A 24,557-nucleotide genomic window follows, 5' to 3' on the forward strand; every position below is an offset into this window, starting at 1 on the left:
AGTGTTTAAAACACTGAGAAACGCCTGGAAGATCGAGGACCTGCGCAAAAAGCTGATCTATACCCTGATCATCATCGTCATCTTCCGTCTCGGCGTGGCCATGCCCGTCCCGTTCCTGGACCCGGGCAGCCTGTCCGAGATGGTCAACGCGACCGGCAGCATGCTGGGCTACATCAACATGCTCACCGGCGGCGCGTTCGCCCAGGCGACCCTGTTCGCCCTTTCGGTCACCCCCTATATCAACGCCTCCATTATCATCCAGCTGCTCACCGTGGCGCTTCCGCCGCTGGAACGGTTGGCGCAGGAGGGCGAAGAGGGCCGCCGGAAGATCAACCGCATCACCCGCTATACCGGCGCGGGCATTGCGCTGGCCCTGGCCATGGCCTATTTTGCCCTGCTCAAAAGCCGCAATGCGGTGCAGTACACCGAGGGCTGGCAGGGCTGGTTCGCGGCTGCGGTCATCGTGCTGGCGTTCACCGCGGGCTCGATGCTCATCATGTGGCTGGGCGAGCAGATCGACAAGAAAGGCATCGGCAACGGCATCTCGCTGCTGATCTTCGCGGGCATCGTCTCGCGTCTGGGCACCATGCCGGCCACGATCTATAACTACGTCGTGGGCCTCATCAACGGCTTCAAGGCCGGCGGCGACCTGACCCAGCTCAACCTGGGCGGCCAGATAGTGTATCTCACCGCGGAGGGCACCGCTGCCTATCCCTGGTACTACATCCTCTATCTGCTGCTGATCGTGGTGCTGATGCTGGCCAGCGTGGTCTTTGTGGTCGTCATGACCAGCGGCGAGCGCCGCATCCCGGTGCAGTACGCCAAGCGCGTGGTGGGCCGCAAGATGTACGGCGGCCAGGCCACCCACATCCCCATCAAGGTCAATATGAGCGGCGTCATGCCGGTCATCTTCGCCTCGTCCCTGATCTCCATCCCCGGCACCATCAAGTCGATCTTCAATATCACCGGCACCGGCTTCTGGGCGACTTTCCTGGGATGGTTCAACTACAACGGGGTGGCTTACGCGCTGATCTACGCGCTGCTGATCCTGGCGTTCAACTATTTCTACGTCGCCATCCAGTATAACCCCGTCGAGATCGCCAACAACCTGCGCAAAAACAACGGCGCCATCCCGGGCATCCGCCCCGGCAAGCCGACCACTGATTTTATTGTGAAGGTTTTGGGCAAAATTACCTTTATCGGCGCGGTTTTCCTGATGGTCATCGCACTGCTGCCGATCGTCGTGGGCAACCTCACCCATATCAATATCCAGCTGGGCGGCACCTCGCTGCTCATCGTGGTGGGCGTCGCGCTCGACACCGCCCGTCAGCTTGAGAGCTTCATGCTGATGCGGCATCACAAGGGCTTCTTAGAGTAACCAGGAGGGAGACAACATGAATCTGATCCTTTTGGGCGCGCCGGGCGCCGGCAAAGGCACCCAGGCAGAAATCATCTGTGAAAAGTTCTCCATCCCCGCCGTCAGCACCGGCAACATCCTGCGGGAGGCCGTGAAAAACGGCACCGAGATGGGCAAGAAAGCAAAGGCCTATATCGACGGGGGCAAACTGGTGCCGGACGACGTGATCATCAGCATCATCAAAGAGCGTCTCTGTGAACCCGACTGCGAGAACGGCTTTATCCTGGACGGCGTGCCCCGCACGGTCGTCCAGGCCGAGGCCATCGAAAAGGCGGGCATCCGCATCGACAAGGTCATCGACATCGAGGTGGCGGACGGGGACATCGTCAAGCGGCTGTCCGGGCGGCGCGTCTGCGCCTCCTGCGGCGCCAGCTACCACACCGTCTACAAGCCCTCGTCCGACCCCAGCAAGTGCGACCGCTGCGGCGGCGAGCTGATCGTGCGCAAAGACGACGAGCCCGCCACCGTGCTGGAGCGCCTGGCGGTCTATCACGAGCAGACGGAACCCCTGAAAGACTTCTACGCGGCCCGCGGCAAGCTGGCCGTCGTCGAAGGGCAGGAGGAGGTCGCGGACACCACCGCCCTCGTCCTCAAAGCCCTGGAGGCGTGAGCGTGATCTCAGTAAAGACTCCGGGGGAGATCGAACTCATGCGCGAAGCCGGCCGCATCTCCGCGCGGGCGCTGCAGCTCGGCGGCGAGGCGGTGCGGCCGGGGGTCACCACCGCCCATGTGAACAAGGTGATCCACGACTATATTGTCAGCCAGGGCGCCACGCCGAATTTTCTAGGGCTGTACGGCTTTCCCGCCTCGGCCTGCATTTCGGTCAACGACACGGTCATCCACGGCATCCCCAGCACCTCGCAGGTGATCCGCGAGGGGGATATCGTCAGCATCGACACCGGCGCGCTTTACAGGGGCTGGCACGGCGACAACGCCGGCACCTTTGTGGCGGGCGAGGCCAGCGAGGAGGCAAAGCGCCTGATCGCAGTCACCACCCAGAGTTTTTATGAAGGGCTCAAGGCGGCTGTGGTCGGGGGCAGGGTCGGCGATATCTCGCAGGCGATCCAGCGGTATGTGGAGGCCAACGGCTTTTCCATTGTGCGCGAGTATGTGGGCCACGGCCTGGGCCGCGAGCTGCACGAGGACCCGGAAGTGCCGAACTTCGGCCACGCGGGCCGGGGCGCACGGCTGGTGGCCGGCATGACGCTGGCTGTCGAGCCCATGGTCAACGCGGGCGGCGCGGCGGTGCGGCAGATGCCGGACGGCTGGGCCGTAAAGACCAAGGACGGCTCGCTGAGCGCGCATTTTGAGCGCTCGATCGTGATCACCGCCAAAGGGCCTGTCATCCTGACCGACCCGGAATAGGAGGGGACGGGATGGACTTTACCAGAGGCCGGATCGTCCGCTCGCGCGCGGGCCGCGACAAGGGCCTGTATCTGGCCGTCCTCGCCGACGCGGGGGACCGGGTGCTGGTCGCAAACGGCCGCGGGCGGCGCGTCTCGGCGCCCAAGGCAAAGAACCCCGCGCATCTCGCGCCCACCACGGTGGTGCTGGCGGAGGGAGAGCTCGGGTCCGACAAACTGCTCAGCGCTGCGATCGCCGCGGCATTCCCGGCGGCGCAGGGGATTTAAGGGGGGTAACCGCTTGTCTAAAGACGATGTCATCGAGGTTGAAGGGGTTGTGGTCGAGGCCATGCCCAACGCGATGTTCCTGGTGGAGCTCGCCAACGGTCACCGCTTATTGGCCCACATTTCCGGCAAGCTGCGGATGAACTTTATCCGCATCCTGCCCGGCGATAAGGTAACATTAGAGATGTCGCCCTACGATCTGACCAAGGGCCGCATCACATGGCGCTCGAAATAAGGGCGCGCGAGTTAAGGAGGTACCATTATGAAGGTAAAACCTTCCGTTAAGCCTATGTGCGAGAAGTGCAAGGTCATCAAGCGCAAGGGTCGCGTGATGGTGATCTGCCCCAATCCGAAACACAAACAGCGTCAGGGTTAAGACGCAAGTAAAGAAATAGGAGGTGCAAGGGAATTATGGCACGTATTGCCGGAGTTGACCTGCCCAGAGAGAAGCGAGTCGAGATCGGCCTGACCTATATCTACGGCGTTGGCCGCAGCGCGGCCAAGGAGATCCTCGAGGCCACCAAGATCAATCCCGATACCCGCGTGAAGGACCTGACTCACGACGAGGAGAACCTTATCCGTGATTACATCGACAAGCACATGACCGTCGAGGGTGACCTTCGCCGCAACGTCGCGCTGGATATCAAGCGCCTGACCGAGATCGGCTGCTATCGCGGCATCCGTCACCGCAAGGGCCTGCCCGTCCGCGGCCAGCGCAGCAAGACCAACGCGCGCACCCGCAAAGGCCCGAAGCGCACGGTCGCCAACAAGAAGAAGTAACCATAGGAGGTATAGGTTCATGGCAACAAAAGCAGCTGCGAAAAAGACTGCAGTGCGCCGGAAACGCGAACGCAAAAATATCGACCGCGGCCAGGCACACATCCAGAGCACGTTTAACAACACCATTGTAACCATCACCGACGTGCAGGGCAACGCGATTTCCTGGTCCAGCACCGGCGGCCTGGGCTTCCGTGGTTCAAGAAAAAGCACCCCGTTTGCCGCCCAGATGGCAGCGGAGACCGCCGCCAAGGCTGCGATGGAGCATGGTCTGAAATCCGTTGAGGTTTTCGTCAAGGGCCCGGGGCAGGGCCGTGAAGCCGCGATCCGCGCTCTGCAGGCGGCCGGCCTGGAGGTAAATATGATCAAGGACGTTACCCCCATTCCCCACAACGGATGCCGCCCCCCCAAGCGTCGCCGCGTTTAATTTGTAAGGAGGAACAAGAATGGCAAGATATACAGGCGCAGTATGCCGTCAGTGCCGTCGTGAAGGCCAGAAGCTCTTTTTGAAGGGCGAACGGTGCTATTCCGACAAGTGCGCGCTTACCCGCAGAAACTTTGCCCCCGGCCAGCACGGCCAGGCCCGCAAAAAGGTCTCCGAGTACGGCGTCCAGCTGCGCGCGAAACAGAAAGCGAAAAAATACTATGGCGTTTTCGAGAGCCAGTTCCGCAAATACTTCGAGATGGCCGAGCGCAAGGCCGGCATGACCGGCGAAAATCTGCTCAGGATCCTTGAGAGCAGAATGGACAATATCGTCTATCGCGCCGGTTACGCCATGAGCCGCGCCGAAGCGCGCCAGCTTGTGCTGCACCGCCATTTCACCGTCAACGGCCAGATCGTCAACATCCCCTCCTACCTTGTGAAAGAGGGCGACGTGATCGAGCTGCGCACCCGCGACTGCGAAAAGATCAAGGGCAGCGTCGAGAAGAACGCCGGCCGCCCCACCCCCGTGTGGATGACCGCCGACCGCGATAACTTCAAAACCACTGTCACCCGTCTGCCTGACCGCGCTGATATCGACTTCGACGTTGAAGAGCATCTCATCGTTGAGCTTTACTCCAAGTAACCCGATAAGTAGCATAGGGAATGCGAATCTATGGCAGAGGCTTTGCCTCTGCTTTACAAGGAGGGTTTTTCTGAATGATTGAGATCGAAAGGCCGAAAATTGATACAGCCACCCTCAGCGCGGACGGCCGCTACGGCAAGTTCGTCGTAGAGCCTCTTGAACGCGGTTTCGGCACGACGCTGGGCAACAGCCTGCGCCGTGTGCTGCTCTCCTCCCTGCCCGGCGTCGCCATCACCTCGGTGAAGATCGACGGTGTTGTGCATGAATTCTCCACGATCGAGGGCGTGAAAGAGGACGTCACCGAGATCGTCCTGAACCTGAAGGGCGTTCGCGCGAAGCTCTTTTCCGAAGGCCCCAAGACGGTCCGTATCGAGGCCAACGGCGAGTGCGAAGTCACTGCCGGCAGCGTCCAGCAGGACGCCGAGATCGAGATCCTCAACCCGGACTGGCACATCGCGACCCTGGACGAGGGCGCAAAGCTGGTTATGGAGCTTGTCTTTGACAAGGGCCGCGGCTATGTGCCCGCCGACCGCAACAAGCAGAACGCGGAGTTCGCCACGCTTGGTGCGATCGCGGTGGACAGCATTTACACCCCGGTTTTAAAGGTCAACTATACTGTGGAGAACACCCGTGTGGGCCAGATCACCGACTATGACAAGCTGACGCTGGAGGTTTGGACCGACGGCATCATCAACGCGAAAGAGGCTGTCAGCCTTGCCGCGCGGATCATGACCGAGCATCTGAACCTGTTTGTCAACCTGTCTCAGGAGGCGATCGACGCTGAGATCATGGTGGAGAAGGACGACAAGGGCAAAGAAAAGGTCCTCGAGATGACGATCGAGGAGCTGGACCTGTCGGTCCGTTCGTTCAACTGCCTCAAGCGCGCGGGCATCAATACGGTCGAAGACCTCATCAGCAAGAGCGAGGACGAGATGATGAAAGTGCGCAATCTGGGCCGCAAGAGCCTGGAGGAGGTCATCTCCAAGCTGGAATCTCTCGGCTTCAAGCTGAGTAAGGACGACGAGTAAAAAGACATGGAGGAATGCGGCGCGGCCCAGTGCCTGCTGCCGGTTCCCCGATTACTGCAAAGGAGTGAATTGGGATGCCCGGTACAAGAAAGCTTGGCAGAACCAGCGATAGCCGCAGGGCTATGCTCAGGGCGATGGTCACCTACCTTTTCGAAAAAGGCAAGATTGAGACCACGGTTACCCGAGCGAAAGAAGTTCGCGCTGTTGCCGAAAAGATGATCACACTCGGCAAGCAGGACTCCCTGCATGCGAAACGGCAGATCTATTCTTTTATCACCAAAGAGGATGTTGCCAAAAAACTGATCGACGAGCTTGGCCCGAAGTATGCCGACCGCAACGGCGGCTACACCCGCATCATCAAGATCGGCGCGCGCCGCGGCGACGCTGCCGAGATGGCGGTCATCGAGCTGGTCTGAGCGACCGACTGAACTGAACTGAAAACTTCCCGCACGCAGGCGGCCCGGCAGGGCCGCTGGGGGCGGGAAGTTTTTTTGCATCCGCTTGTTCCGCGTGCTACAATAAAGCTGATAAGACCTCTGAGGCGCGGCCCGGAGGAAATGGCGAAGCGGAAAGGGGGGAAGATCAGAGGATGAAAGAGCGAAAATTTGCTTTTTTGCTCAAAGGTGAGGATTACGACCCGGTGGTCCAGCAGACCTTTTTTGAAACGCCTTTTATGACGACCTACGTGTTCACGGTGCGCAATTTTGAAGAGGCGGCCGCAAAGGTGCAGGCGCTGGCAGAGGAGGGTTTTGGGGTCATTGAGCTCTGCGGCGCTTTCGGCCCGGAAAAAGCGCGGGAGTATCAGAAACTCACAGGGGGCAGGGTGGCGATCGGCTACGTCACGCATGACCCGGAGCAGGACCCGCTGTTTGCGGCCTTTTTTGGCGCGTGAGGTAAGGTTGCCGCAAGAGACAAAAAAGGAAAGCGGCCCCCGGCGCGCGGCAGTCCGCCCCCTGCCCGGGGCGCTGCAAAGGCTTTAAAAAACAGAGCGTGATATTTACATAAAATATCACGCTCTGTTTTTTGTTTTGGAAGCTCAGACCGTGGTGTTGGCCAAAGGCATCCAGTCCAGAACACGCTGGATATGGGTGTCCCAGTAATCCCAATCATGGATGCCGGAATGCTCTTCATAGGTGAGATCGACCCCCAGCTGTTCCAGGGCGCGGCGCATCTGCTGGTTGGCCTCATAGGTGAAGTCCTCGGTGCCCACCGTTTGGAACAGGCGGGGCAGCGGCTTGCCTGCCGCGAGGAGATCCTTGATCTGAACGAGCAGGTTCACCTCCCAATGTGGTATAAAGGCATATGGGGAGTAGTCATAGACAGTTTCGACTACTCCCACAACCTTGAAAAGGGTACAAAAACATTGTATATTGAAGCTAAAATATAGTTGCAACTGTTAGTTGCGGGATCGCATACTCCGATATGTAGTGTTCTACCGCTTATATTTGGTATGCTTAAAGCGGAAGGAGGAGCAAAGTGTTATCTGAAAAATTGTATATGCTTCGAAAGAAAAGTGGTCTTTCACAAGAGCAACTTGCAGAACAATTAAATGTATCGCGTCAGGCTATTTCAAAGTGGGAGTCTGGAACATCTATCCCAGAGAGTGATAAACTCATTGCGATTAGTCAATATTTCAATGTGACACTGGATCACCTGATGAAAGAAGATAGTGACGGCAATTTGCAACCAGCATCAACCGATGGATCGCATGGACTATCACAGAAGATGATTGCAGGGATTGTACTATGTGTTGCAGGTATTATTGGTCTGATCCTATGGGGATTGATTTCAATATTTCACCCTACTGTATCAGCTCAAATCAGTGAGTCATCTATGATAAATATAGATGGTAACGGAATGTTGCTGATAGCTTGTGTCGTTGCAATTATTATTGGAGCAGTTGTACTCCTGAACGGCCGGAAATAGTAAGGAGGAATTCTCTATGAAAAAACTTAGTAGCATTTTTGGACTGTTGGCAATCATTCTGACCAATGTCATGTGCGCTGTGGTTGGATATAACTATGCAACGATGCTCTGCGGTATCAAGCACATGGGGTTCAGTGCCCCGGCTAATACCGCATTCTTGCTTGCAATCCCTTACTTGATCGGTGTCGTGATGTGCATTGTGATTGCTTTGGTACTGAGAAAGAAGGGGAAGTAATTTTATCTACCAAATCGTATGGGGCTACCTCTGTATGGGGGGAGCTCTTTTTATGCCTTTGAATGAATAAAACTACATTAGTAACCCCTAACTATACTCCGGGAACACAAAAGAGAATGGGGATAAAAATAAAAAGCTGATTCAGCTAAATAGTTCATCGCCCGCCCGGGGACAAAAAAACATCCGGGCCAGCGGGCCCGGATGCCGGGAAAAAACGATGGAAAAGCGGCCGCCCCAGGGGGGCGGGGCGTCAGCCCGCCGGGCCGCCGTCCGCAGGGTCTGCGGTGTCCAGAGATTCTATGCTGTGCAGGTCCTCATTGGTCTGCCCCAGCGTGAAGTCGCCCTCCGGGATGAGGGGCAGGCCCAGCGTGTCGGCCGGCACAGGGTCTGCGTAAGGGCGGAAATGATCGTTCAGCAAAACGGCAAGATTGTCCTTGTTGATGCCGTAACAGGCTTCCGGCTTGGAGGTCGCCGTGTTGAGCCGGGTGACAGGGCCGCCGGGGCAGCGGACAAAGCCGATATCGGTCCCCTCCATCTCCATGATGACGGAGGCAAAAGAGAGCATGTCCCCCACGCTCATATCGGTGTTGACGTAGGTGATAAAGCCGGGCATCACCTTGATCACGTCGCTCATGGGAAAGCTTTTAAAGGTGGAAAAAAGCGCCTTGTAGAAGTATTGCTGGGTCTCCAGCCGCTTGTAGTCGGCCTGGCTGTAGTTGCGGTTGCGCAGGATCAGCTCGGCGGTCTCCCCGCTGATCCTGTGCACGCCCTGGTTTGCCACCAGCGTTTCCTGGCCGGTGACCTTGTCCTTTTGCACGATATCCCAGGGGACATACATCTCAACGCCGCCCAGCACATTGATCAGCGATTTAAAGGCGGCCATGTCGATGGTGACATAGTGGTCCACCGGCAGCTGGAACTGGTCGTTGAGCAGCTTTGCCAGATTGGAGATGCGGTTGGTGGTGTCCTCGCCATGGCTGTAGACGGCGTTGATCTTGCAGGTGCCGCCGGTGGACACCTGCTCGCCCACATAGGTATCCCGGGGGATCTGCAGCGCATTCATCGTGTTTTTTTCCACGTCCAGCGAAACGTAAAGAATGACGTCGGTCATGCCCTGGCCCTCGCCGTAGTCGCGGCCGTCGTCGTCCGCGTCATAGTCGATCCCGCAGACCAGATAATGGACGACTTTCGCTTTCATCTCGGGGGCGGTGGTCACCACGTCGCTGGTGAGCTGGCCCGCGTCTCCCTCGGTGATCTGGGAATCCAGATAAAAATAGACTGCGGCAAAAGCGATGCCGCCTGCCAGCACCAGAGCGGCCAGCACGATGCAGACGATCACGACCACCCTTTTGGATGTGCTCATCTTATTGTCCCGTTTGCCGGGCTGCTGCGGGCCCGGATCTGTAGTTGGTTTTTCCAAAGCAGAACCTCCCAAAGAAAAATATAGGCCAAATGGCCGGACGGGACCCCGGAGAGGGACCCGCAAAAAACAGAGTACAAAAGCGCAAAAGCGGTTGCTGAAAACTGCGCCTGCACAGGGCTTGCAGGTGATTCAGCACAGCCAGGGCGCGCTGCCGCCCCTTTTTACAGGGCAAAGCAGACGTTTTAAACAGTGAAATTGAAATTGCCGCGCCGTAAACGCGAAAAGGGAAAGGGGAGCGGGTCCCCCTCAAAGGACCGCCGCCCCGCAGAAGACAGGCGGTGCGGCATAAACGGGGTACCATAAAAACTGGTTTTGCGCATCAGAAGCCGGCTGCTCTCTGCGCGTGAGCGCGGAGAGCGAGGCGCTGCGCAGCTTGGTATAATAACCGCTCTGCGGTTATTATACCATAAAAGCGGTTTGAAACCACGAAATTTGTAAATTTAAGGCAAACACTTCGTCCGCAGCAGCCGAAGAATTTTCGATGCAGGGGGAACTTTTTTCCATTCTAACAAAAAAAGAGGACCGCAGCCATCGAGTGGGCTTACGGTCCGGGCGGAATACTTTCAGTTTTGTAAGGGCGAGGGGAAGATGGTCAGAGGACGAAGAAAAAAACCGCCAGATAGTGCAGCAGGCTGCCGCCGAGAATGAAAAGATGAAACAGCTCGTGGAAGCCGAATTCCGGGGAGAAGTTGGGCCGCTTGACCGCGTAAAGCACCGCCCCGACGGTATAGGACACGCCCCCCAAAGCCACCAGCGCCATGCACGCGGCGCCGCAGCTGGCAAAGTCGCGCAGGACAAATACGATGGACCACCCCATGGCCAGATAGAGCGCCGAGGTGAGCACACGGGGCGCGCTGATCCAGAGCAGTTTCAGCACGATGCCGGCCAGCGCGATGCCCCAGAGGATCAGGCAGAAACGAAGCCCTTTTGGAGCGGGTAAAAACTTGAGCGCAAAGGGCGTGTAACTGCCCGCGATCAGCACATAGATCATACTGTGATCCATCTTGCGCAGCCGTCGCTTGACGCCGCCTGAGTTGACGTCCCCCGGGTAATAGTGATAAATGGCGCTGGCAGCGTACAGCGCGATCAGGGACAGGGTAAAAATTGCCGCGCCGGCCAGATCGCGGACAGAAGCGCCGGTACCCAAAGCCCGAAACACAAAAATAAAACCGCCCAGCAGCGACAGCACTGCCCCCAATGCATGGGTCTCGCTGCTGATGGGGTCCTGTGCGGTGCGGAATAAGATGCTCATAACGATTCTCCTGATTTTAAAATACTATTTTCAATATTATATTATACTATGTTGGAAAAAGTTTCAAGTGACAAATCAGTGAAAGCGGACGCGAGGCCGTCTGTTTTCAGTATGGCCGATACCGGGCCGGCGATAAACGGGACGAGAGCAGATTTTTGCCGCAGAGAGAACAAAAAACGCCTTTTCCGGCGGACAGGAAAAGGCGGTATTGAAAAGAGGACACAAGCCCGGCTGCACTGTGATCGCCGGGACAAGACGGGAAGAGGGAAGCACAGGCCCCCGGGCAAAAGGCAGGCAGCGCCCCGGAGCGGGACCATCATGGGAATGACGGCATACTGCGCGTTGAGGCCGCCGCCCGTAAGGGGGCGGACGGAAAAAATGTGACTGGCGGTGCTGAAAAATCATGCCCCTGTTTGCAGCCGCTTCAAAAAGTTCCATTCAGCCGCACCGATAGAGCTGCGTCGGCAGAGCCGCGCTGGCAGGGCCACACCGATAGGACTGTGCCAACCGAGCTGCACCGGCGCGCGCCCCATCAAAGCGCAGCCGGCGCAGGGGCGTATCTGCCGCATTTTATCGTCAATTGGGGAAACAAAACGTTTTATAGCAGCTTATCATTACGGACTGTATATTATCTGCACCTGAAAAGCAACGGTTGCAGGGTATAAAAACAGACCGAAACGAAGTCCCTCCAAGGGGCCATGCGTCAGTCAAAACAGGAGATCTTCCGCCGGAATAAAAAACGGCGCCGTTCCAGGCGCCGACAAAAAGAGGGGAATATCAGGAACCCCGGGAAAATGCATCCCCAAACAGGCAGAAAGCATCTGTGGAAGAAAGAGCGGGGAGGTTGGGCGCGCCTTTGGCGCAGGACGGCTGGGAGCGCACCTGGAGGAATGGTCCGACCAGGCCGCTTAAAAGGGAAAAAGCAGCCCGCCCCGCAGTTCGCCTGCAGCGGGTGGCGGGGGCCCATACTTTAGCCTATCCCCTGGACGCAGCCTGACACCGACAGCCTGCCCAGGGCGAAAGGCCGCAGCCCGCGTTTAAGCTTATCCTCGCTTAGCCTCGGATGCAGTGTGCCCCGCATCTACCCACGGCAGAGGGCCATAGGTCGTGTTTGGGTCCATTCCCCGGGTGCAGCTTGACCCGCAGCCTGACCACGGCGGGTGGCCGCGGCCCATGTTTGGGTTTATCCTTGGGTATAGTGTGGCACCCACAGTCTACCCACGGCAGAGGGCCATGGGTCGTGTTTGGGTCCATCCCCCGGGTGCAGCCTGACACCGACAGCCTGCCCAGGGCGAAAGGCCACAGTCCGCGTTTAAGCTTATCCTCGCTTATCCCCGGGTGCAGTGTGCCCCACAGCCTGCCCACGACAGAGGGCCCTGGGTCGTGTTTGGGTCCATCCCCCGGGTGCAGCCTGACCCGCAGCCTGCCCATGGCAGAGGCCGGGGCCCATACTTTGGCCCATCCCCGGGTGCAGCGTAACCTTAACCTACAGCCGGTCTATGACGGGGGCCGCGGCCTGTGTCTGGGTCCATTCCCCGGGTGCGGCCTGACCCACAGTCTGCTTACGGCGGGCATGCGGCAGACTGCCTGCCCCGGCCGCAAAAGAGGTCAGAGCCCCCGGGCTGCCAGCAGGGTGCAGAGATCGTCCAGCAGCTCATGGGGGAGCATGGAGATGACGCCGCGCCGGGCCGCGCAGGCGTCGGCCGCCGTCCCGTGCAGCCAGACGCCGCACACCGCTGCGTCCAGAGGAGCAAGGCCCTGCGCCAGCAGGCCCCCGATCAGGCCTGTGAGCACGTCTCCGCTGCCGCCCCTGGCAAGGCCAGGGCCGCCGCAGGTGTTGTAAAAGCAGCGCCCGTCCGGGGCGGCGACCAGGGTGCCGCGGCCCTTGAGCACCACCACACAGCCGGTCCGGCGGGCCAGGCTGCAGGCGCTGTCCTCGCGGGCGGCCTGTACCTCGGCGGCTGTGCAGCCGCACAGACGGGCCATCTCGCCGGGATGCGGGGTCAGTACGGTGGGGAAAGCGCGGCCTTTCAGCAGGTCCAGCTGTCCCGCCAACAGGTTCAGGCCGTCCGCATCGACCAGCAGCGGGCAGCCGGCGTGTTTTGCCAGCCCCAGCACCAGCGCGGCGGTGTCCGGGCTCTGGGCCAGCCCGCAGCCCACCGCCAGGGCGGTGCTGCCCTCGGCCGCGGCCAGCAGGGCGGGCAGCGACGAGGCTGCGATGGTGCCGGTCACCGATTCCCCCAGCGGCAGGTAGATGCATTCCGGCAGAGCGGGCGCTGCCGCGGCGATCACCCGCTCGGTGGAGGCGAGGGTGACCAGCCCGGTGCCGATGCGCAGGGCTCCGGCGGCGGCCAGTTGGGCCGCGCCCCGGTAGCGGCTGCTGCCGGCGGTCAGCAGCAGTTTGCCGTACATCCCCTTGTGGGCGTCGGGCGTTCGCGGCGGCAGCAGGGAAAAGACGAGGGAAGCGGTGATCTCGATCATAAAAAACTCCTTTGTTTGCGGCGGGATAAACGGCTCATCCCGTTTATTGAGAGAAAAACCGAGCGGCAAAGGCTCTTACCGATGGACCGGGTGGCCTGTGACGCGGCGTTTCCTGATTCAGGGCAGCCTTTTCCGGCGGCCGGGCCCTGCGCAGAGGCGGTTTTGAAATCGCGCTGTGTCCAGCCCTGCTGCGGGCAGCGGGAAAGAGCTATTTTCTGCGCAGAAATTCCACAAAAGCGAACAGGATGGAGATTACGGTCAGTGCGGAGACGATGAGCTGGGACATGTTGGTGGCATACCCGGCCAGCCCGGGCTCAAACAGGCCCAGCGCCAGATAATAGAAACACCAGATCAGGCCCAGCACTAAAAAAAGAAAAGTAAAATATTTCAAAAGACCGGAAAAAACAGCTTTTACTTTCTGGATGGCGGAGATCTGTTTTTCCGTGTAAGCGGGGTGGAGCAGCAGCCGGAAACCGCCGCAAAAAAAGCCGAGCAGCACCCCCAGCGAGAGCGCGCGGCAGAGCTGATGGACCATCTGCATCCAAAAGACCTCCTGTGAGGAAGAGTCCGCCGGTGCGGCGGCGCCTTTATTGTAACACGCGGGGGGCAAAAAGAACAGGCCGCCCTGCCGGGCGGCCTGAAAAAGAATACTGTGCGGGCAAAGGCTCCGGCCGGAGCCGCTGCCGCGGGAGACTTATCCGCAGAGCGCCTCAAACGAGCGGCGGCCCCAGCCCCGCAGCAGCACGGTGAACAAAAGGCTGAACAGGACCAGCAGCGCGGCCAGACAGGCGAGGGCGGCAGTAGAGCCCAGGGGCGCTGAGAGCAGGTAGTAAAGGCCCGCCCCGACGGCCAGCAGCCCAAAGGAGCCAAAGACCTGCACGCTCACGCTCATACTGCGCTTGACGACCACGGTGTCGTTGACCGCATCCAGCTTGGGCCAGATCAGATTGAGGACCAGACCCTCCAGCACCGTAAAGAAGGTGGCCGCCACCCCCAGCAGGGTCAGCACCAGCGCGGAGGGCAGCGAGAGGCCGCAGCCATACGCGCCCAGCGGCACGCCTATGAGCACTGCCGGCAGCATCAGGGTGAGACCCGCCAGGATCTTGGCAAAAAAGATGGTGTCCACCGGCACAGGCGCTTCGCGCAGGATCCACAGGCGGTTGCCCTCCAGCGAGATGCAGGCGGAGGTGGAGGAGGAGAGCGTCACGCAGAAGCAGAGCACCAGCGCCAGGGCGGGGGCGATCATGTCCCCCATCTGCGGGGGAAGCTGGCTGAGGACCGCCGAGATATCCCCGCCGCTGACAAACGCGTAGATGCCGCCGCCCAGCAGCAGCAGCGCGCCCACGCCGGTGTTCATCAGATAGGTGGGGGTGCCGAAGATGCGCCGCAGCTCCTTGCGGTAAAGGGCGGAAAAAGCGCTGCCGCTTTTAAGGGCGGTCAGCTTGTAATCGTGGCGCACCTGCACCGAGGTGAGATGGGTCAGGATGCTCTTGTAAAACAGGCTGAACACCCAGACCACCAGCAGGAACGACCCCGCGCAGGACAGCGCAAAGGCCAGCATCCACCCCAGCGAGGGGCCGGTGAGTGCTTTTGCCATCCAGACCACCGGCAGCGCCCAGCCGGTGGCGGCGTCCAGCGGGCCCGCGATGGACGGGTCGCCCGAGCTCATGCTGAAGCTCATGCCAAAGCTGAGAAGCATCACCGCCGCAAAGAAGAGGATATAGAGCAGATTGGTGATCAGGGCGCGGTGCCGCACGCGGGTCTGCAGCAGGCTGAACAGAAAGCCCAGCAGCAGGCACAGGGCGGTGGGCAGCAGCGGCAGCAGCACGGCCGCCAGCAACAGCAGCAGCACAAAGGCCGCGCCCAGACTGCCGAAGTAGACGCAGGCCGCCCCGGCGGGCAGCAGCAAAAACAGCGTGAAAGCAAAGTTTTCCAGATACAGGGCCAACACCTTGGACAGCAGCACTGAAAAAGCGGAGACCGGCATCGACAGCAGGATATCGTTGTCCTTGCCGCCGAACACAAAGCCGGAGCTGCTCATCACGCCGAAAAAGAAGCACATGGCCACGTCCATCAGGCCCATCAGGGAGAGCAGCAGGTCCAGCCTGCCCAAGGGGGCAAGGATCGCCCCGAAAGCGAAGCTGTACACCCCGCCCAGGTACAGCATCAGCAGGCACATCAGGGCCAGAAAGCCCACGCCGGAGGCAGCCTTGCGCTTTGCCTTGGAGGAGGGATTGGCCGACAGCAGCATCCCGCGGAAGCTGACGTTCAGCAGTGCAAAAAATTTCTTCATCGCTTCAGGCCTCCCCGTTTTCCCCATCCTGCTGGGCCAGCTCCAGAAAGACGTCCTCCAGCGAGGAGTTGCCCACCACGTCGGCGGTGCGGCCGCTTTCGATCAGACGGCCGTCCTTGATGATGGCGATGTGGTCGCAGAGCTTTTGGGCCACCTCCAGCACATGGGTGGAGAAAAAGACCGCACTGCCCGCCTGGCAGAGCTCGTGCAGATACCCCTTGAGCAGGTGGGAAGCCAGCGGGTCCAGCCCCACGAACGGCTCATCCAGGATCAGCAGCTTGGGCTGGCGGATGAGGGCCGAGATCAAAGCCAGTTTCTGCTTCATGCCGTGGGAGTAACCGGCCACCGGGCTGCCCAGCGCGCCGGTCAGCTCAAATGCGTCGCCGTATTTGGCGATCAGGGTCTGCCGCTGCTCTTTGGGGATGCCGTAGAGGTCCGCGATAAAGGTGAGATAGCCGATGCCGGTGAGAAAGTCGTAAAGATCGGGGTTGTCGGGGATGAACGCGGTCACCTGCTTGGCGGCCACCGGCTCGCCCTTGACACTGTGGCCGTCGATGAGGATATCCCCCTCCTCAAAACCGAGGATGCCTGCGGCGCTGCGCAGCGTCGTGGTCTTGCCCGCGCCGTTGTGGCCGATAAAGCCGTAGATCGACCCCGCCTCCACGGTCAGGTTCAGGTCGTCCACCGCGCGTTTGCCGCCGCTGTAGGTCTTGGAAAAATGACGGATTTCCAGCATGATACTCCTCTTTCCGGGCCGTCTCTGTGGCCCTTTCCATGGAACTTACAATTAGAAAAACATCTAAATGTGACCTCATTATAGCGTCCGCCCTCCGGGTTGTCAAGCGGGGATAAAAGGAAAGGCGGAGCGGCAAAGCCGGTCGCCTCTCTGCCACCTCCATTTTAACCTGTTTCAGGTTAATAGTCAATGTCTGGGGGAAAACTGGGATAAAATCTGTAAGAGGTGTTTTTCATGTACAAAAGGCTTCGCGACCTGCGGGAGGATCGAAACCTGTCCCAGCGGCAGGTGGCGGAGATACTGCGGATGTCCCAGACGGGATATTCAAAGTATGAGACGGGCGAAAACGATGTTCCCACACAGGTGCTGCTGAAACTGGCGGATTTTTACGAGACATCGGTGGATTATATCCTGGGCCGCACCAACACGGCGGCGCCCTATGAGGATGCGAAAAAAAGAGGGAGATAGCGGGCGGGGGGCTGTAAAAGGCTTTTCTTCGCCCGTTTCTTTCTGTTCTGGGGATGCGAAAAGCGGCGGCCGGGGGCGGCCCGGCGGCAGCGTGTGCGGGCGCTGCGGTTTTTGAAGGCCCGGGCCTGGGAGAAGAGAGGGCCGGGGCGGCAGGGCCCTGCGGCAAAAATGCCCTGGCCGCGCGCTGCCCGATCTTTCAGGGCGGCGCGGCGCTGTGCGGGGCGGCCGGCAAAAACGGGAGGGAACGCAGGTGCTGGAAACAAGGAAAACGGGCCTCGCGGCACAGCGCTCCCTTTCGCGCGGGGGACGGATCACAAGAAAAGGGCCGGTACAAAGCGTACCGGCCCTTTTCTTGCTCAGAGTGCAGCGGGAGTTTCAGTTTTTCAAGCTCTGCAGCGGCGCGGGGATGCGCCCGCCGCGGGCGATGAACTTCTGCGGGGAAAAGCGGTTGATAGCCATCACCGGGCCCCAGCCCAGCAGGCCTCCAAAATCCAGCGTGTCGCCCACCTGTTTGCCGATGGCGGGGATCACCCGCACGGCGGTGGTCTTCGAGTTGACCATGCCGATGGCCGCCTCGTCGGCGATCAGGGCGGAGATCACCTCCGGCGCGGTGTCGCCCGGGATGATCACCATGTCGATGCCGACGCTGCACACGGCGGTCATGGCCTCCAGCTTTTCAATGGAGAGGCTGCCGCAGCGGGCGGCGGCGATCATGCCGGCGTCCTCCGACACCGGGATAAACGCGCCGGACAGGCCGCCGACAAAGTTGGAGGCCATCACCCCGCCCTTTTTGACGGCGTCGTTGAGCAGGGCCAGTGCAGCGGTGGTGCCGCAGCAGCCGCAGCTCTCAAGGCCCATCTCCTCCAGCACATTGGCCACCGAATCGCCCTCGGCGGGGGTGGGGGCCAGGGACAGATCGACGATGCCGAAAGGCACCCCCAGCCGTTCGCTCACCAGGTTGCCCACCAGCTGCCCCATGCGGGTGATCTTGAAAGCAGTGCGCTTCACCAGCTCGGCCACCTGGCCCAGGTCCATGCCGTCGGCCTGCCCGGCCAGCGCGGCGCGCACCGCGCCGGGGCCGGATACCCCCACGTGGATTTCGCAGTCCGGCTCGCCCGGGCCGTGAAAGGCGCCGGCCATAAACGGATTGTCCTCCGGCGCGTTGCAGAAGACCACCAGCTTGGCCGGGCCGATGCAGCTGCGCTGCGCCGTGATCTCGGCGGCCCGCTTGACGATGGGGCCCATCATGCCCACAGCGTCCATGTTGATGCCCGCCTTGGTGGAGCCCACGTTGACGCTGCTGCAGACAAGATCGGTCGCGGCCAGCGCCTCGGGGATCGACTCGATCAGCAGGCGGTCGCCCGCTGAAAAGCCCTTTTGCACCAGGGCGGAAAAGCCGCCCACAAAATTGACCCCGACCTTTTTTGCCGCGGCGTCCAGCGTCAGGGCAAACTCCACCGGGTCCGCCCCCTTGCAGCCGGCCAGCAGCATGGCGATGGGGGTCACCGAGATGCGCTTGTTGACGATGGGCACCCCGTAGGCGGCGCTGACCTCCTCGGCGGTGCGGACCAGATCCTTTGCGCGGTCGGTGATCTTGCGGTAGATTTTTTCGCAGGCCCTGCGCGGGTCCTCATCCGCGCAGTCCAGCAGCGAAATGCCCATCGTGACGGTGCGCACGTCCAGGTTTTCGTCGCTGATCATGCGGATGGTCTCCAGAATATCTTTTGTGTCCAGCATTGGTTTTCCTCATTCCTTCCCGCGTTCAGATATGGTGCATGGCGTCGTAGAGCTCCTGACGGGTGACCTTGACGTCGACGCCCTTTTCTTCGCCCGCGGCGGTAAAACGGCGCTGCAGCTCGGCAAAGTCGATGGTGCAGGCGGTGACGTCCACCACCATGATCATGGCGAAGGTGCCGGACAGGATGCTCTGGGTGACCTCCTCCACGTTGACGTTGGTCTCGGCGCAGACGCCGGCGATCTTGGCCAGGATGCCCACGGTATCGCGGCCCACGACGGTTACGACAGCTTTCATATGTGTACCCCTCTCTTTTCCTGTGGTTTTACCGCCTTTGCACGGCAAAGCGGTAAAAACGGCCGTCCGGGCGCTGTGCGCCCGGGGCTGAGCGTAAGAACTGCGCCCGCCCGCAAAGTGGGCGGATGCGCGCAAAAAACACCAGCAAAGCGGCTGCTATCGCCATAGCCGCCCCCTCGTCCAGCAGGGACGAAGGGGACAGCGGCCGATGAGACAGCCTTTGCTCTGCTGCGGCTGTTCCATTATACCAGATAATCCGCGGCGGCTCAACGGTAAACGCGGCCGGCGGCCCTTGTCAAAGGGGCGCTTTACAAGTATAATAGGTTAAATTCCCCCCTGCGCGCGGGCGCGGGGGAGAGAAATACACACAAAGAGGGAAAGGGTGGGACAATATGGACCGTATTCTGAAGATTTTAGAGGACAACGCGCGCCTTCCGCTGGAAGATATCGCAGCAATGGCGGACAAGACCCCGGAGGAGGTCGCGGCGGCCATTGACGAATACGCAAAGGCCGGTGTCATCAAGGGATACAAGACGCTGGTGGACTGGGACAGGACGGATTCGGTCCGGGTGCGGGCGCTGATCGAGCTCAAGGTGAGCCCCAAAAAGGATCACGGTTTTGACGAGATCGCCTCCACCATCGCGCTTTTCCCCGAGGTGGACAGCGTCATGCTGATGAGCGGCGGCTATGACCTGGGGCTGGTCATGACCGGCAAAAGCTTTCAGGAGATCGCCCTGTTCGTGGCGCTGCGGCTCTCGCCGCTGGACGACGTGCTGTCCACCGCCACCCATTTTGTGCTGCGCACCTACAAGAAGGACGGGGTGATGTACACGGACGAAAATAAGGATGAAAGAGGGTACAATTTCCTGTGATAGACTATAGCAAGATCCTGAGCGCCCGGGCCCAGGCGCTGAAACCCTCCGGCATCCGCAAGTTTTTCGACGTGGCGGGCACTATGGAGAACTGCATCTCGCTGGGGGTGGGCGAGCCGGATTTCAAGACCCCCTGGATGATACGCGACGCGGGCATCAAAAGCCTGGAGCGCGGCAAGACCTGGTACACCAGCAACGCCGGCCTGGCACAGATGCGGGCCGGGATCGCCGATTATCTGGCCCGCCGTTTTGAGCTGCATTACGACCCGGAGAGCGAGATGCTGGTCACGGTGGGGGGCAGCGAGGCCATCGACCTGGCCCTGCGCGCGGTGCTGGAGCCGGGGGACGAGGTCATCATCCCCGAGCCCTGCTATGTCAGCTACGCGCCCCTGACCTCTCTTGCGGGCGGCGTGCCGGTGCCGGTGGCGCTGAAAGCGGAAAACGGCTTCCGCCTGACAGCGGAAGAGCTGCGGGCGGCGATCACCCCGCGCACCAAGATGCTGGTGCTGCCGTTCCCCTGCAACCCCACCGGCGCGGTGCTGCGGGAGCGGCATCTGGCCGCCCTGGCCGAGGTGCTGCAGGACACCGATATCCTTGTGCTGACCGACGAGATCTACGCCGAGCTGACCTACGGCACCCGGCGCCATGTGAGCATCGCCTCGCTGCCGGGCATGAAAGAGCGCACCATCTATATCAACGGCTTCTCCAAAGCCTATGCCATGACCGGCTGGCGGCTGGGCTATGTCTGCGCGCCCGTCCCGCTGATGAAAGCCATGACCAAGATCCACCAGTACGCCATCATGTGCGCCCCCACCACCAGCCAGTATGCCGGCATCGTGGCGCTGCGGGAGGGGGACGAAGCCATCGAGACCATGCGGGACGAGTACGATATGCGCCGCAAATTTCTGGTAAACGCCCTCAACCGCATGGGGATGACCTGCTTTGAGCCGGAGGGCGCGTTTTATGTCTTTCCCAGCATCGCGGTCAGCGGCCTTGGGTCGGAGGAGTTCTGCGAAAAGCTGCTCTTTTCCAAAAAGGTGGCCGTGGTGCCGGGCACCGCGTTCGGCGATTCCGGCGAGGGCTTTGTGCGCATCTCCTATTCCTATTCAGTGGCGCACCTCTCCGAGGCGCTGGGCCGCATCGAAGAATTTTTAAAGGAGTGCGGCCATGGCTGAGCCGGCGCGTCAGGTCTATTACAAAACCGGCCTGTCCTACGATCAGCCCGAAGCGCTGGCCCGGGCGATGGAGGAGATCTTCCGCCTGTGCCCGGCCGCGGAGCGGCTGGGGCCGGGCAGCCGGGTGCTGCTCAAGCCCAACCTGCTGGCGAAGCATCCGCCCGAACACGCCGTGACCACCCACCCGGCCGTGGTGGAAGCGGTGGCCGCCGCGCTGCGGCGGCGCGGGGTGGAGCAGATCGTGCTGGCGGATTCCTGCGGGGGGCTCTACAGCGAGGGCGTGATGCGCGGCATCTATAAGGCCAGCGGGCTGAGCGCGGTGTGCGGCCGGCTGGGGATAACGGTCTGGGACAAGACCACCAGCGGCCCCCGCGCCTCGGGCGGGCGGCTGGTGCGCGAGTTCAACCTCATCACCCCGGTGCTGGAGAGCGATTTTATCATCGACCTGCCCAAATTCAAGACCCATGTGATGACCGGCCTGACGGCTGCGGTAAAAAATCTGTTCGGCTGTGTTCCGGGTCTGCAGAAAGCAGAGATGCATATGCGCTTTCCCGACCGCGAGCGGTTTGGCGAGATGCTCTGCGACCTGTGCGGGGCCGTGGCGCCGGCGCTGGCCATCGTGGACGGGATCACCGCAATGGAGGGGGACGGCCCCGCGGGGGGCGTCCCGCGGGAACCGGGGCTGCTGCTGGGCGGCTGCGACCCCTGGCAGGTGGATCTGGCGGCCGCCGCACTGATGGGCCTGGCGCCCGAACGGGTGCCCTATCTCGCCGCCGCCGGGCGGCGGGGGCTCTGCGGGGAACGCTTTGACCCAGCGGATCTGGCGCCCGGCAGCGACCCGCTGCGCCCCATCCCGGACTGGAAGCTGCCCGAGAGCTTTTCCAGCCTTACCTTTGCCGACAAGTTCCCCAGCGGGCTGCGCTGGGCCAGCCCGCTGGTGACCCGCTTTGCGGCCCCGCGCCCGGTCATCCGCCGCGCGAAATGTGTGGGCTGCGGCAAATGCGCCGAGATCTGCCCGGGCCATACCATCGCGGTGAAGGCGGGCAAGGCCAGGATCGACCCCGTGGGCTGCATCCGCTGCTTCTGCTGTCATGAGATGTGCCCCGCAAAGGCGATCGACGTGCGGCGCATCCCATTTTTTAATCTTTAAGATCGCCGCCGGGCTTTCACGGCGGCGGGGAGGAGACCGTTATGGACGGCGTGACCCTGCTGGCGCCCGCCAAATTGAACCTGACGCTGGACGTCACCGGCGTGCAGGAGGATGGTTACCACACCATGGACATGCTGATGCAGGCGGTGAGCCTGTATGAGCGGGTGACGGTGCGGCGCGCGGAGAAGCTGCGCGTCAGCGCGCCCGGCGCGGCGCTGCCGCTGGGGCCGAAGAACGTGGCCTGGAAAGCGGCGGCGGCTTTTTTTCAGCAGACAGGGCTGCTGGCGGGCGCGGAGATCCGGCTGGAAAAGCGCGCCCCGGTGCGCGCGGGCATGGGCGGCGGCAGCGCAGACGCGGCGGCGGTGCTGTTGGGCCTTGATCTGGTGTACGGGGCGCGCCTTTCTCTTGGTGAGCTCTGCCGCATTGGGCAGGAGGTGGGCGCGGACGTGCCCTTTGCCCTTGCCGGCGGCACGGCCCGGGTGCGCGGTTTCGGTGAGCAGATCACGCCGCTGCCGCCGCTGCCGGACTGCCTGTTTGTGGTCTGCATGCCGGGCTACGGCATCTCCACCCCCCAGGCCTTTGCGGCCTACGACCAGGTCGGGGCGGACGCCCGCCCGGACAACGAGGGGGCGGAACGGGCTGTCCGTGCCGGAGATCTGGCGGCGCTGTGTCCCTGCCTTGGCAACGCGCTGCAAAAGGCCTCGGCGGGCCGGGATACCGGGCGCATCTGCCGCCTGCTGACCGGTTCAGGGGCCAAAGCGGCTTTGATGACCGGCAGCGGGGCCGCCGTCTATGGGCTGTTCACCGGCGCCAGGGCGGCGCAGCAGGGCGTCACGGCGCTGCGGGCCGCGGGCTTTGACCGGGTATGGACGCTGGCCCCCGCCGCCACAGGGCCCATTGTGGAGGAGATCTTTTGACCCGGCGTGCGGGAGAGCCGCGCGGACGCCTCAGATGAAAGTGTAAAAAAGCAGCCGCTTTGCGGCTGCTTTTTTTTGCGGCAACGGGGCGACGGCTGCGGCCCCGTTTTGTTTTTTGCAGACAAAAAATAAACAGGCGGAATATTTTACCAGATCTGCGCCGATACTCTGGGCAGAGAGCAAGGGAGGCGGCCGCCGCGGGGCGGCGGGGCGCACCCGCACAGAGAAAGGCGTGTTTTTTTGAAAAGATTCAAGACGGCGCTGGGCCTCGGCCTGCTGCTGGCCATCGTACTTACCTCTTCCTTTTCCAGCTTTTCAGCGGTCTGCGCGGAGATCCGGCAGGACACTTTGCGGCTGCATATTCTGGCCAACTCCGACACCGAAGCCGACCAGCAGCTCAAACTGGCGGTCCGGGATGCGATCTTGGCGGGGACGGGCGACCTTTTCGGGGCAGCCGCCAGCAAGCAGGCGGCTGAGCAGAGGGTGGATGCAAATCTGGACAACATCCGCGGGATCGCCGAGACGGTGGTCCGGCAGCAGGGATACGATTACCCCGTGCGGGTGACCCGCACCAACCTATATTTTGCCACCACCCGCTATCCCGATACGGGCCTGACCATGCCGGCCGGGCGCTATGATGCGGTGCGGGTGGAGATCGGCCGGGCAGAGGGGAAAAACTGGTTCTGCGTGCTTTTCCCGCCGCTCTGTGTCCCGGCGGCCACGGCGGACGCGGCGCGGGAAGCGGCCTATACCGAGGAGGAACAGGCAGTCACCGGCGGCGGCTATGAGGTGCGCTTTGCGGTGCTGGAATGGCTGGAACAGGCCAAAGAAAGCCTGACCCGGGCCACAAAGAAACAGGAGAACGATGCAGACGGGTGCAGCGCCCCGCAGCGGACGGCCGCCCCCCAGGAAAACGCCCTGCCGGGGGAAAGGGAAGAGAAGAGGGAGGACCAGAAAAAGACGCAGGAGCAGGCATAGAACTGCGCCCCACCCCGGGACCCGGGCGGAGCCGGACGGCCGGAGCGAAAGCTCCGGCCGTTTGTTTTTGCGCCCTGCGTCCCACCGGCCCCGACGGAGGGACAGCGGGGAAACGCTTTTCCTGCACACGGCGGCAAAGCGGGAGAGGAACAAGCGGTTTGCCTCCAACGCAGGCGAAGGTGCAGGCGAGAGACCCGCCCGTTTGCGGGCGCTGAGCGGTAAAAGACGGCGAAAAGCGGGGGAAAGACGCTTGCACGCGCTCTGGACCGCCTGCCGGGAAAAGGCTCTTACAGGGCCGGTGCAAGCCGCCCGCCTCGCCGCGGGGAAAGAAACGACGCCGAAGCCGCAGAAGAAAAACGCTGCCCGCCGCGAACGGCCCGTTTTGCCGCAGCAAGACGCCCGGACAGAAGAGACGGGCCGGGCGGCTTGCTCGCCGCAGCGGCGCGCCTGCACGGCGACGAAAGCCCCCCGCGCCGCCTGGGCGGCGGCATAGGCCAACGAGCAAAGACCGCGGCGCGCGCACGGCAGCGGGCGCTTGACGGGCCTTTGAAAGGGTGGGGAATGCCGCGCTGGCCGCGGGACCAGGGCGGGGCGCGGAAACGCAAAAAGAAGTCATGACCTCCGGCTAAGGCGGAGGCTTGATCAAGCCCTGAAAGGGCATTTCACTGGCGGACATCTAAAAATGTACTGAATTATCTCTCT

General features: G+C 61.5%; 29 protein-coding genes. 20 read left to right on the plus strand and 9 right to left on the minus strand.

The window, feature by feature from the left end; genetic code table 11:
• Window position 1 precedes the first annotated feature (1 nt).
• From secY to H8S23_RS07495, 12 genes are all read left to right on the plus strand, one after another.
• Window positions 2-1,378, plus strand: coding sequence for a preprotein translocase subunit SecY (secY, locus tag H8S23_RS07440; RefSeq protein WP_186887699.1), 1,377 nt, complete (start codon window positions 2-4; stop codon window positions 1,376-1,378).
• Window positions 1,379-1,394: 16 nt separating this feature from the next.
• Window positions 1,395-2,027: an adenylate kinase gene (locus H8S23_RS07445; RefSeq protein WP_186887700.1), complete on the plus strand. Its 633-nt coding sequence runs from the start codon at window positions 1,395-1,397 to the stop codon at window positions 2,025-2,027.
• 2 nt (window positions 2,028-2,029) lie between these two features.
• A complete protein-coding gene (gene map / locus H8S23_RS07450) occupies window positions 2,030-2,782 on the plus strand; it encodes a type I methionyl aminopeptidase (RefSeq protein WP_186887701.1) in 753 nt (250 codons plus the stop codon).
• An 11-nt stretch (window positions 2,783-2,793) separates the two neighbouring features.
• Window positions 2,794-3,048 (plus strand): KOW domain-containing RNA-binding protein, encoded by a 255-nt coding sequence (locus H8S23_RS07455; RefSeq protein WP_186887702.1) that lies wholly within the window; start codon window positions 2,794-2,796, stop codon window positions 3,046-3,048.
• Between the two features lie 13 nt (window positions 3,049-3,061).
• A complete protein-coding gene (gene infA / locus H8S23_RS07460; RefSeq protein WP_186887703.1) occupies window positions 3,062-3,280 on the plus strand; it encodes a translation initiation factor IF-1 in 219 nt (72 codons plus the stop codon).
• Window positions 3,281-3,307: 27 nt separating this feature from the next.
• On the plus strand, window positions 3,308-3,421 hold the full coding sequence (rpmJ, locus tag H8S23_RS07465; protein ID WP_102050414.1) for a 50S ribosomal protein L36: 114 nt from the start codon (window positions 3,308-3,310) through the stop codon (window positions 3,419-3,421).
• A 35-nt stretch (window positions 3,422-3,456) separates the two neighbouring features.
• On the plus strand, window positions 3,457-3,825 hold the full coding sequence (rpsM, locus tag H8S23_RS07470) for a 30S ribosomal protein S13 (RefSeq protein WP_186887704.1): 369 nt from the start codon (window positions 3,457-3,459) through the stop codon (window positions 3,823-3,825).
• A gap of 19 nt (window positions 3,826-3,844) precedes the next feature.
• Window positions 3,845-4,249 carry a 30S ribosomal protein S11 gene (gene rpsK / locus H8S23_RS07475; protein ID WP_186887705.1) on the plus strand — a complete coding sequence of 135 codons (405 nt, stop codon included), beginning with the start codon at window positions 3,845-3,847 and terminating at the stop codon, window positions 4,247-4,249.
• 19 nt (window positions 4,250-4,268) lie between these two features.
• Complete coding sequence (gene rpsD / locus H8S23_RS07480; RefSeq protein WP_186887706.1) at window positions 4,269-4,889, plus strand: 30S ribosomal protein S4; 621 nt, start codon at window positions 4,269-4,271, stop codon at window positions 4,887-4,889.
• A 74-nt stretch (window positions 4,890-4,963) separates the two neighbouring features.
• Entirely contained in the window at window positions 4,964-5,917 is a 954-nt protein-coding gene (locus H8S23_RS07485; protein ID WP_186887707.1) for a DNA-directed RNA polymerase subunit alpha, read from the plus strand.
• Between the two features lie 74 nt (window positions 5,918-5,991).
• On the plus strand, window positions 5,992-6,333 hold the full coding sequence (gene rplQ / locus H8S23_RS07490) for a 50S ribosomal protein L17 (protein WP_186887708.1): 342 nt from the start codon (window positions 5,992-5,994) through the stop codon (window positions 6,331-6,333).
• Window positions 6,334-6,506: 173 nt separating this feature from the next.
• Complete coding sequence (locus H8S23_RS07495) at window positions 6,507-6,809, plus strand: DUF6506 family protein (RefSeq protein WP_186887709.1); 303 nt, start codon at window positions 6,507-6,509, stop codon at window positions 6,807-6,809.
• Between the two features lie 144 nt (window positions 6,810-6,953).
• Here the strand turns inward: H8S23_RS07495 and H8S23_RS07500 are convergent, their stop codons facing one another.
• On the minus strand, window positions 6,954-7,256 hold the full coding sequence (locus tag H8S23_RS07500) for an alpha/beta hydrolase (RefSeq protein ID WP_186887710.1): 303 nt from the start codon (window positions 7,254-7,256) through the stop codon (window positions 6,954-6,956).
• A gap of 137 nt (window positions 7,257-7,393) precedes the next feature.
• Here H8S23_RS07500 and H8S23_RS07505 point away from each other — a divergent pair, with 137 nt between their 5' ends.
• Together H8S23_RS07505 and H8S23_RS07510 are read left to right on the plus strand one after the other, a co-directional pair.
• The gene (locus H8S23_RS07505; RefSeq protein ID WP_341479902.1) at window positions 7,394-7,843 is read left to right on the plus strand and encodes a helix-turn-helix domain-containing protein; all 450 of its coding nucleotides are present in this window, start codon (window positions 7,394-7,396) and stop codon (window positions 7,841-7,843) included.
• Window positions 7,844-7,859: 16 nt separating this feature from the next.
• Window positions 7,860-8,078, plus strand: a complete 219-nt coding sequence (locus H8S23_RS07510; RefSeq protein WP_186887711.1) for a hypothetical protein — start codon at window positions 7,860-7,862, stop codon at window positions 8,076-8,078.
• 250 nt (window positions 8,079-8,328) lie between these two features.
• Here H8S23_RS07510 and H8S23_RS07515 read toward each other — a convergent pair whose 3' ends face one another.
• The 6 genes from H8S23_RS07515 to H8S23_RS07540 all read right to left on the minus strand — a co-directional run bounded on the left by H8S23_RS07515 (window position 8,329) and on the right by H8S23_RS07540 (window position 16,263).
• Complete coding sequence (locus H8S23_RS07515) at window positions 8,329-9,441, minus strand: LCP family protein (protein ID WP_186887712.1); 1,113 nt, start codon at window positions 9,439-9,441, stop codon at window positions 8,329-8,331.
• Between the two features lie 652 nt (window positions 9,442-10,093).
• A complete protein-coding gene (trhA, locus tag H8S23_RS07520; protein WP_186887713.1) occupies window positions 10,094-10,753 on the minus strand; it encodes a PAQR family membrane homeostasis protein TrhA in 660 nt (219 codons plus the stop codon).
• A 1,608-nt stretch (window positions 10,754-12,361) separates the two neighbouring features.
• Window positions 12,362-13,234, minus strand: coding sequence for an NAD(P)H-hydrate dehydratase (locus tag H8S23_RS07525; protein ID WP_186887714.1), 873 nt, complete (start codon window positions 13,232-13,234; stop codon window positions 12,362-12,364).
• A 208-nt stretch (window positions 13,235-13,442) separates the two neighbouring features.
• Complete coding sequence (locus tag H8S23_RS07530) at window positions 13,443-13,775, minus strand: transporter (protein WP_186887715.1); 333 nt, start codon at window positions 13,773-13,775, stop codon at window positions 13,443-13,445.
• A 153-nt stretch (window positions 13,776-13,928) separates the two neighbouring features.
• Window positions 13,929-15,527 (minus strand): hypothetical protein, encoded by a 1,599-nt coding sequence (locus tag H8S23_RS07535; RefSeq protein ID WP_186887716.1) that lies wholly within the window; start codon window positions 15,525-15,527, stop codon window positions 13,929-13,931.
• 4 nt (window positions 15,528-15,531) lie between these two features.
• On the minus strand, window positions 15,532-16,263 hold the full coding sequence (locus H8S23_RS07540) for an ABC transporter ATP-binding protein (protein ID WP_186887717.1): 732 nt from the start codon (window positions 16,261-16,263) through the stop codon (window positions 15,532-15,534).
• Between the two features lie 234 nt (window positions 16,264-16,497).
• Here H8S23_RS07540 and H8S23_RS07545 point away from each other — a divergent pair, with 234 nt between their 5' ends.
• Window positions 16,498-16,731: a helix-turn-helix domain-containing protein gene (locus H8S23_RS07545; RefSeq protein WP_186887718.1), complete on the plus strand. Its 234-nt coding sequence runs from the start codon at window positions 16,498-16,500 to the stop codon at window positions 16,729-16,731.
• A gap of 375 nt (window positions 16,732-17,106) precedes the next feature.
• Here the strand turns inward: H8S23_RS07545 and H8S23_RS07550 are convergent, their stop codons facing one another.
• Together H8S23_RS07550 and H8S23_RS07555 are read right to left on the minus strand one after the other, a co-directional pair.
• A complete protein-coding gene (locus tag H8S23_RS07550) occupies window positions 17,107-18,468 on the minus strand; it encodes a PFL family protein (protein ID WP_186887719.1) in 1,362 nt (453 codons plus the stop codon).
• 25 nt (window positions 18,469-18,493) lie between these two features.
• Window positions 18,494-18,763 carry an ACT domain-containing protein gene (locus H8S23_RS07555; RefSeq protein ID WP_186887720.1) on the minus strand — a complete coding sequence of 90 codons (270 nt, stop codon included), beginning with the start codon at window positions 18,761-18,763 and terminating at the stop codon, window positions 18,494-18,496.
• Window positions 18,764-19,155: 392 nt separating this feature from the next.
• On the opposite strand from H8S23_RS07555, the gene H8S23_RS07560 reads away from it, so the two are divergent.
• From H8S23_RS07560 to H8S23_RS07580, 5 genes are all read left to right on the plus strand, one after another.
• Complete coding sequence (locus tag H8S23_RS07560) at window positions 19,156-19,635, plus strand: Lrp/AsnC family transcriptional regulator (RefSeq protein ID WP_186887721.1); 480 nt, start codon at window positions 19,156-19,158, stop codon at window positions 19,633-19,635.
• Entirely contained in the window at window positions 19,635-20,810 is a 1,176-nt protein-coding gene (locus H8S23_RS07565; RefSeq protein WP_186887938.1) for an aminotransferase class I/II-fold pyridoxal phosphate-dependent enzyme, read from the plus strand. The genes H8S23_RS07560 and H8S23_RS07565 overlap by 1 nt, the downstream gene beginning before the upstream one ends.
• Window positions 20,803-21,960 (plus strand): DUF362 domain-containing protein, encoded by a 1,158-nt coding sequence (locus H8S23_RS07570; RefSeq protein ID WP_186887722.1) that lies wholly within the window; start codon window positions 20,803-20,805, stop codon window positions 21,958-21,960. Before H8S23_RS07565 ends, H8S23_RS07570 begins: the two co-directional genes overlap by 8 nt.
• 41 nt (window positions 21,961-22,001) lie before the next feature.
• Entirely contained in the window at window positions 22,002-22,877 is an 876-nt protein-coding gene (gene ispE, locus H8S23_RS07575; RefSeq protein WP_186887723.1) for a 4-(cytidine 5'-diphospho)-2-C-methyl-D-erythritol kinase, read from the plus strand.
• A 240-nt stretch (window positions 22,878-23,117) separates the two neighbouring features.
• Window positions 23,118-23,855 (plus strand): stage II sporulation protein R, encoded by a 738-nt coding sequence (locus H8S23_RS07580; protein WP_186887724.1) that lies wholly within the window; start codon window positions 23,118-23,120, stop codon window positions 23,853-23,855.
• Window positions 23,856-24,557: the final 702 nt, after the last annotated feature.

The organism is Anaerofilum hominis, assembly GCF_014287275.1.
Lineage (GTDB): Bacteria > Bacillota > Clostridia > Oscillospirales > Ruminococcaceae > Pygmaiobacter > Pygmaiobacter hominis.

What these genes read in the sequence shown, in the direction of transcription:
- H8S23_RS07445 (WP_186887700.1), top strand. Translation starts at nt 1,395, where the DNA reads ATGAATCTGATCCTTTTGGGCGCGCCGGGCGCCGGCAAAGGCACCCAG.
- H8S23_RS07455 (WP_186887702.1), top strand. Translation starts at nt 2,794, where the DNA reads ATGGACTTTACCAGAGGCCGGATCGTCCGCTCGCGCGCGGGCCGCGAC.
- rpmJ (WP_102050414.1), top strand. Translation starts at nt 3,308, where the DNA reads ATGAAGGTAAAACCTTCCGTTAAGCCTATGTGCGAGAAGTGCAAGGTC.
- rpsM (WP_186887704.1), top strand. Translation starts at nt 3,457, where the DNA reads ATGGCACGTATTGCCGGAGTTGACCTGCCCAGAGAGAAGCGAGTCGAG.
- rpsK (WP_186887705.1), top strand. Translation starts at nt 3,845, where the DNA reads ATGGCAACAAAAGCAGCTGCGAAAAAGACTGCAGTGCGCCGGAAACGC.
- rpsD (WP_186887706.1), top strand. Translation starts at nt 4,269, where the DNA reads ATGGCAAGATATACAGGCGCAGTATGCCGTCAGTGCCGTCGTGAAGGC.
- H8S23_RS07485 (WP_186887707.1), top strand. Translation starts at nt 4,964, where the DNA reads ATGATTGAGATCGAAAGGCCGAAAATTGATACAGCCACCCTCAGCGCG.
- rplQ (WP_186887708.1), top strand. Translation starts at nt 5,992, where the DNA reads ATGCCCGGTACAAGAAAGCTTGGCAGAACCAGCGATAGCCGCAGGGCT.
- H8S23_RS07495 (WP_186887709.1), top strand. Translation starts at nt 6,507, where the DNA reads ATGAAAGAGCGAAAATTTGCTTTTTTGCTCAAAGGTGAGGATTACGAC.
- H8S23_RS07510 (WP_186887711.1), top strand. Translation starts at nt 7,860, where the DNA reads ATGAAAAAACTTAGTAGCATTTTTGGACTGTTGGCAATCATTCTGACC.
- H8S23_RS07515 (WP_186887712.1), bottom strand. Translation starts at nt 9,441, where the DNA reads ATGAGCACATCCAAAAGGGTGGTCGTGATCGTCTGCATCGTGCTGGCC.
- trhA (WP_186887713.1), bottom strand. Translation starts at nt 10,753, where the DNA reads ATGAGCATCTTATTCCGCACCGCACAGGACCCCATCAGCAGCGAGACC.
- H8S23_RS07525 (WP_186887714.1), bottom strand. Translation starts at nt 13,234, where the DNA reads ATGATCGAGATCACCGCTTCCCTCGTCTTTTCCCTGCTGCCGCCGCGA.
- H8S23_RS07530 (WP_186887715.1), bottom strand. Translation starts at nt 13,775, where the DNA reads ATGCAGATGGTCCATCAGCTCTGCCGCGCGCTCTCGCTGGGGGTGCTG.
- H8S23_RS07535 (WP_186887716.1), bottom strand. Translation starts at nt 15,527, where the DNA reads ATGAAGAAATTTTTTGCACTGCTGAACGTCAGCTTCCGCGGGATGCTG.
- H8S23_RS07540 (WP_186887717.1), bottom strand. Translation starts at nt 16,263, where the DNA reads ATGCTGGAAATCCGTCATTTTTCCAAGACCTACAGCGGCGGCAAACGC.
- H8S23_RS07545 (WP_186887718.1), top strand. Translation starts at nt 16,498, where the DNA reads ATGTACAAAAGGCTTCGCGACCTGCGGGAGGATCGAAACCTGTCCCAG.
- H8S23_RS07550 (WP_186887719.1), bottom strand. Translation starts at nt 18,468, where the DNA reads ATGCTGGACACAAAAGATATTCTGGAGACCATCCGCATGATCAGCGAC.
- H8S23_RS07555 (WP_186887720.1), bottom strand. Translation starts at nt 18,763, where the DNA reads ATGAAAGCTGTCGTAACCGTCGTGGGCCGCGATACCGTGGGCATCCTG.
- H8S23_RS07560 (WP_186887721.1), top strand. Translation starts at nt 19,156, where the DNA reads ATGGACCGTATTCTGAAGATTTTAGAGGACAACGCGCGCCTTCCGCTG.
- H8S23_RS07570 (WP_186887722.1), top strand. Translation starts at nt 20,803, where the DNA reads ATGGCTGAGCCGGCGCGTCAGGTCTATTACAAAACCGGCCTGTCCTAC.
- ispE (WP_186887723.1), top strand. Translation starts at nt 22,002, where the DNA reads ATGGACGGCGTGACCCTGCTGGCGCCCGCCAAATTGAACCTGACGCTG.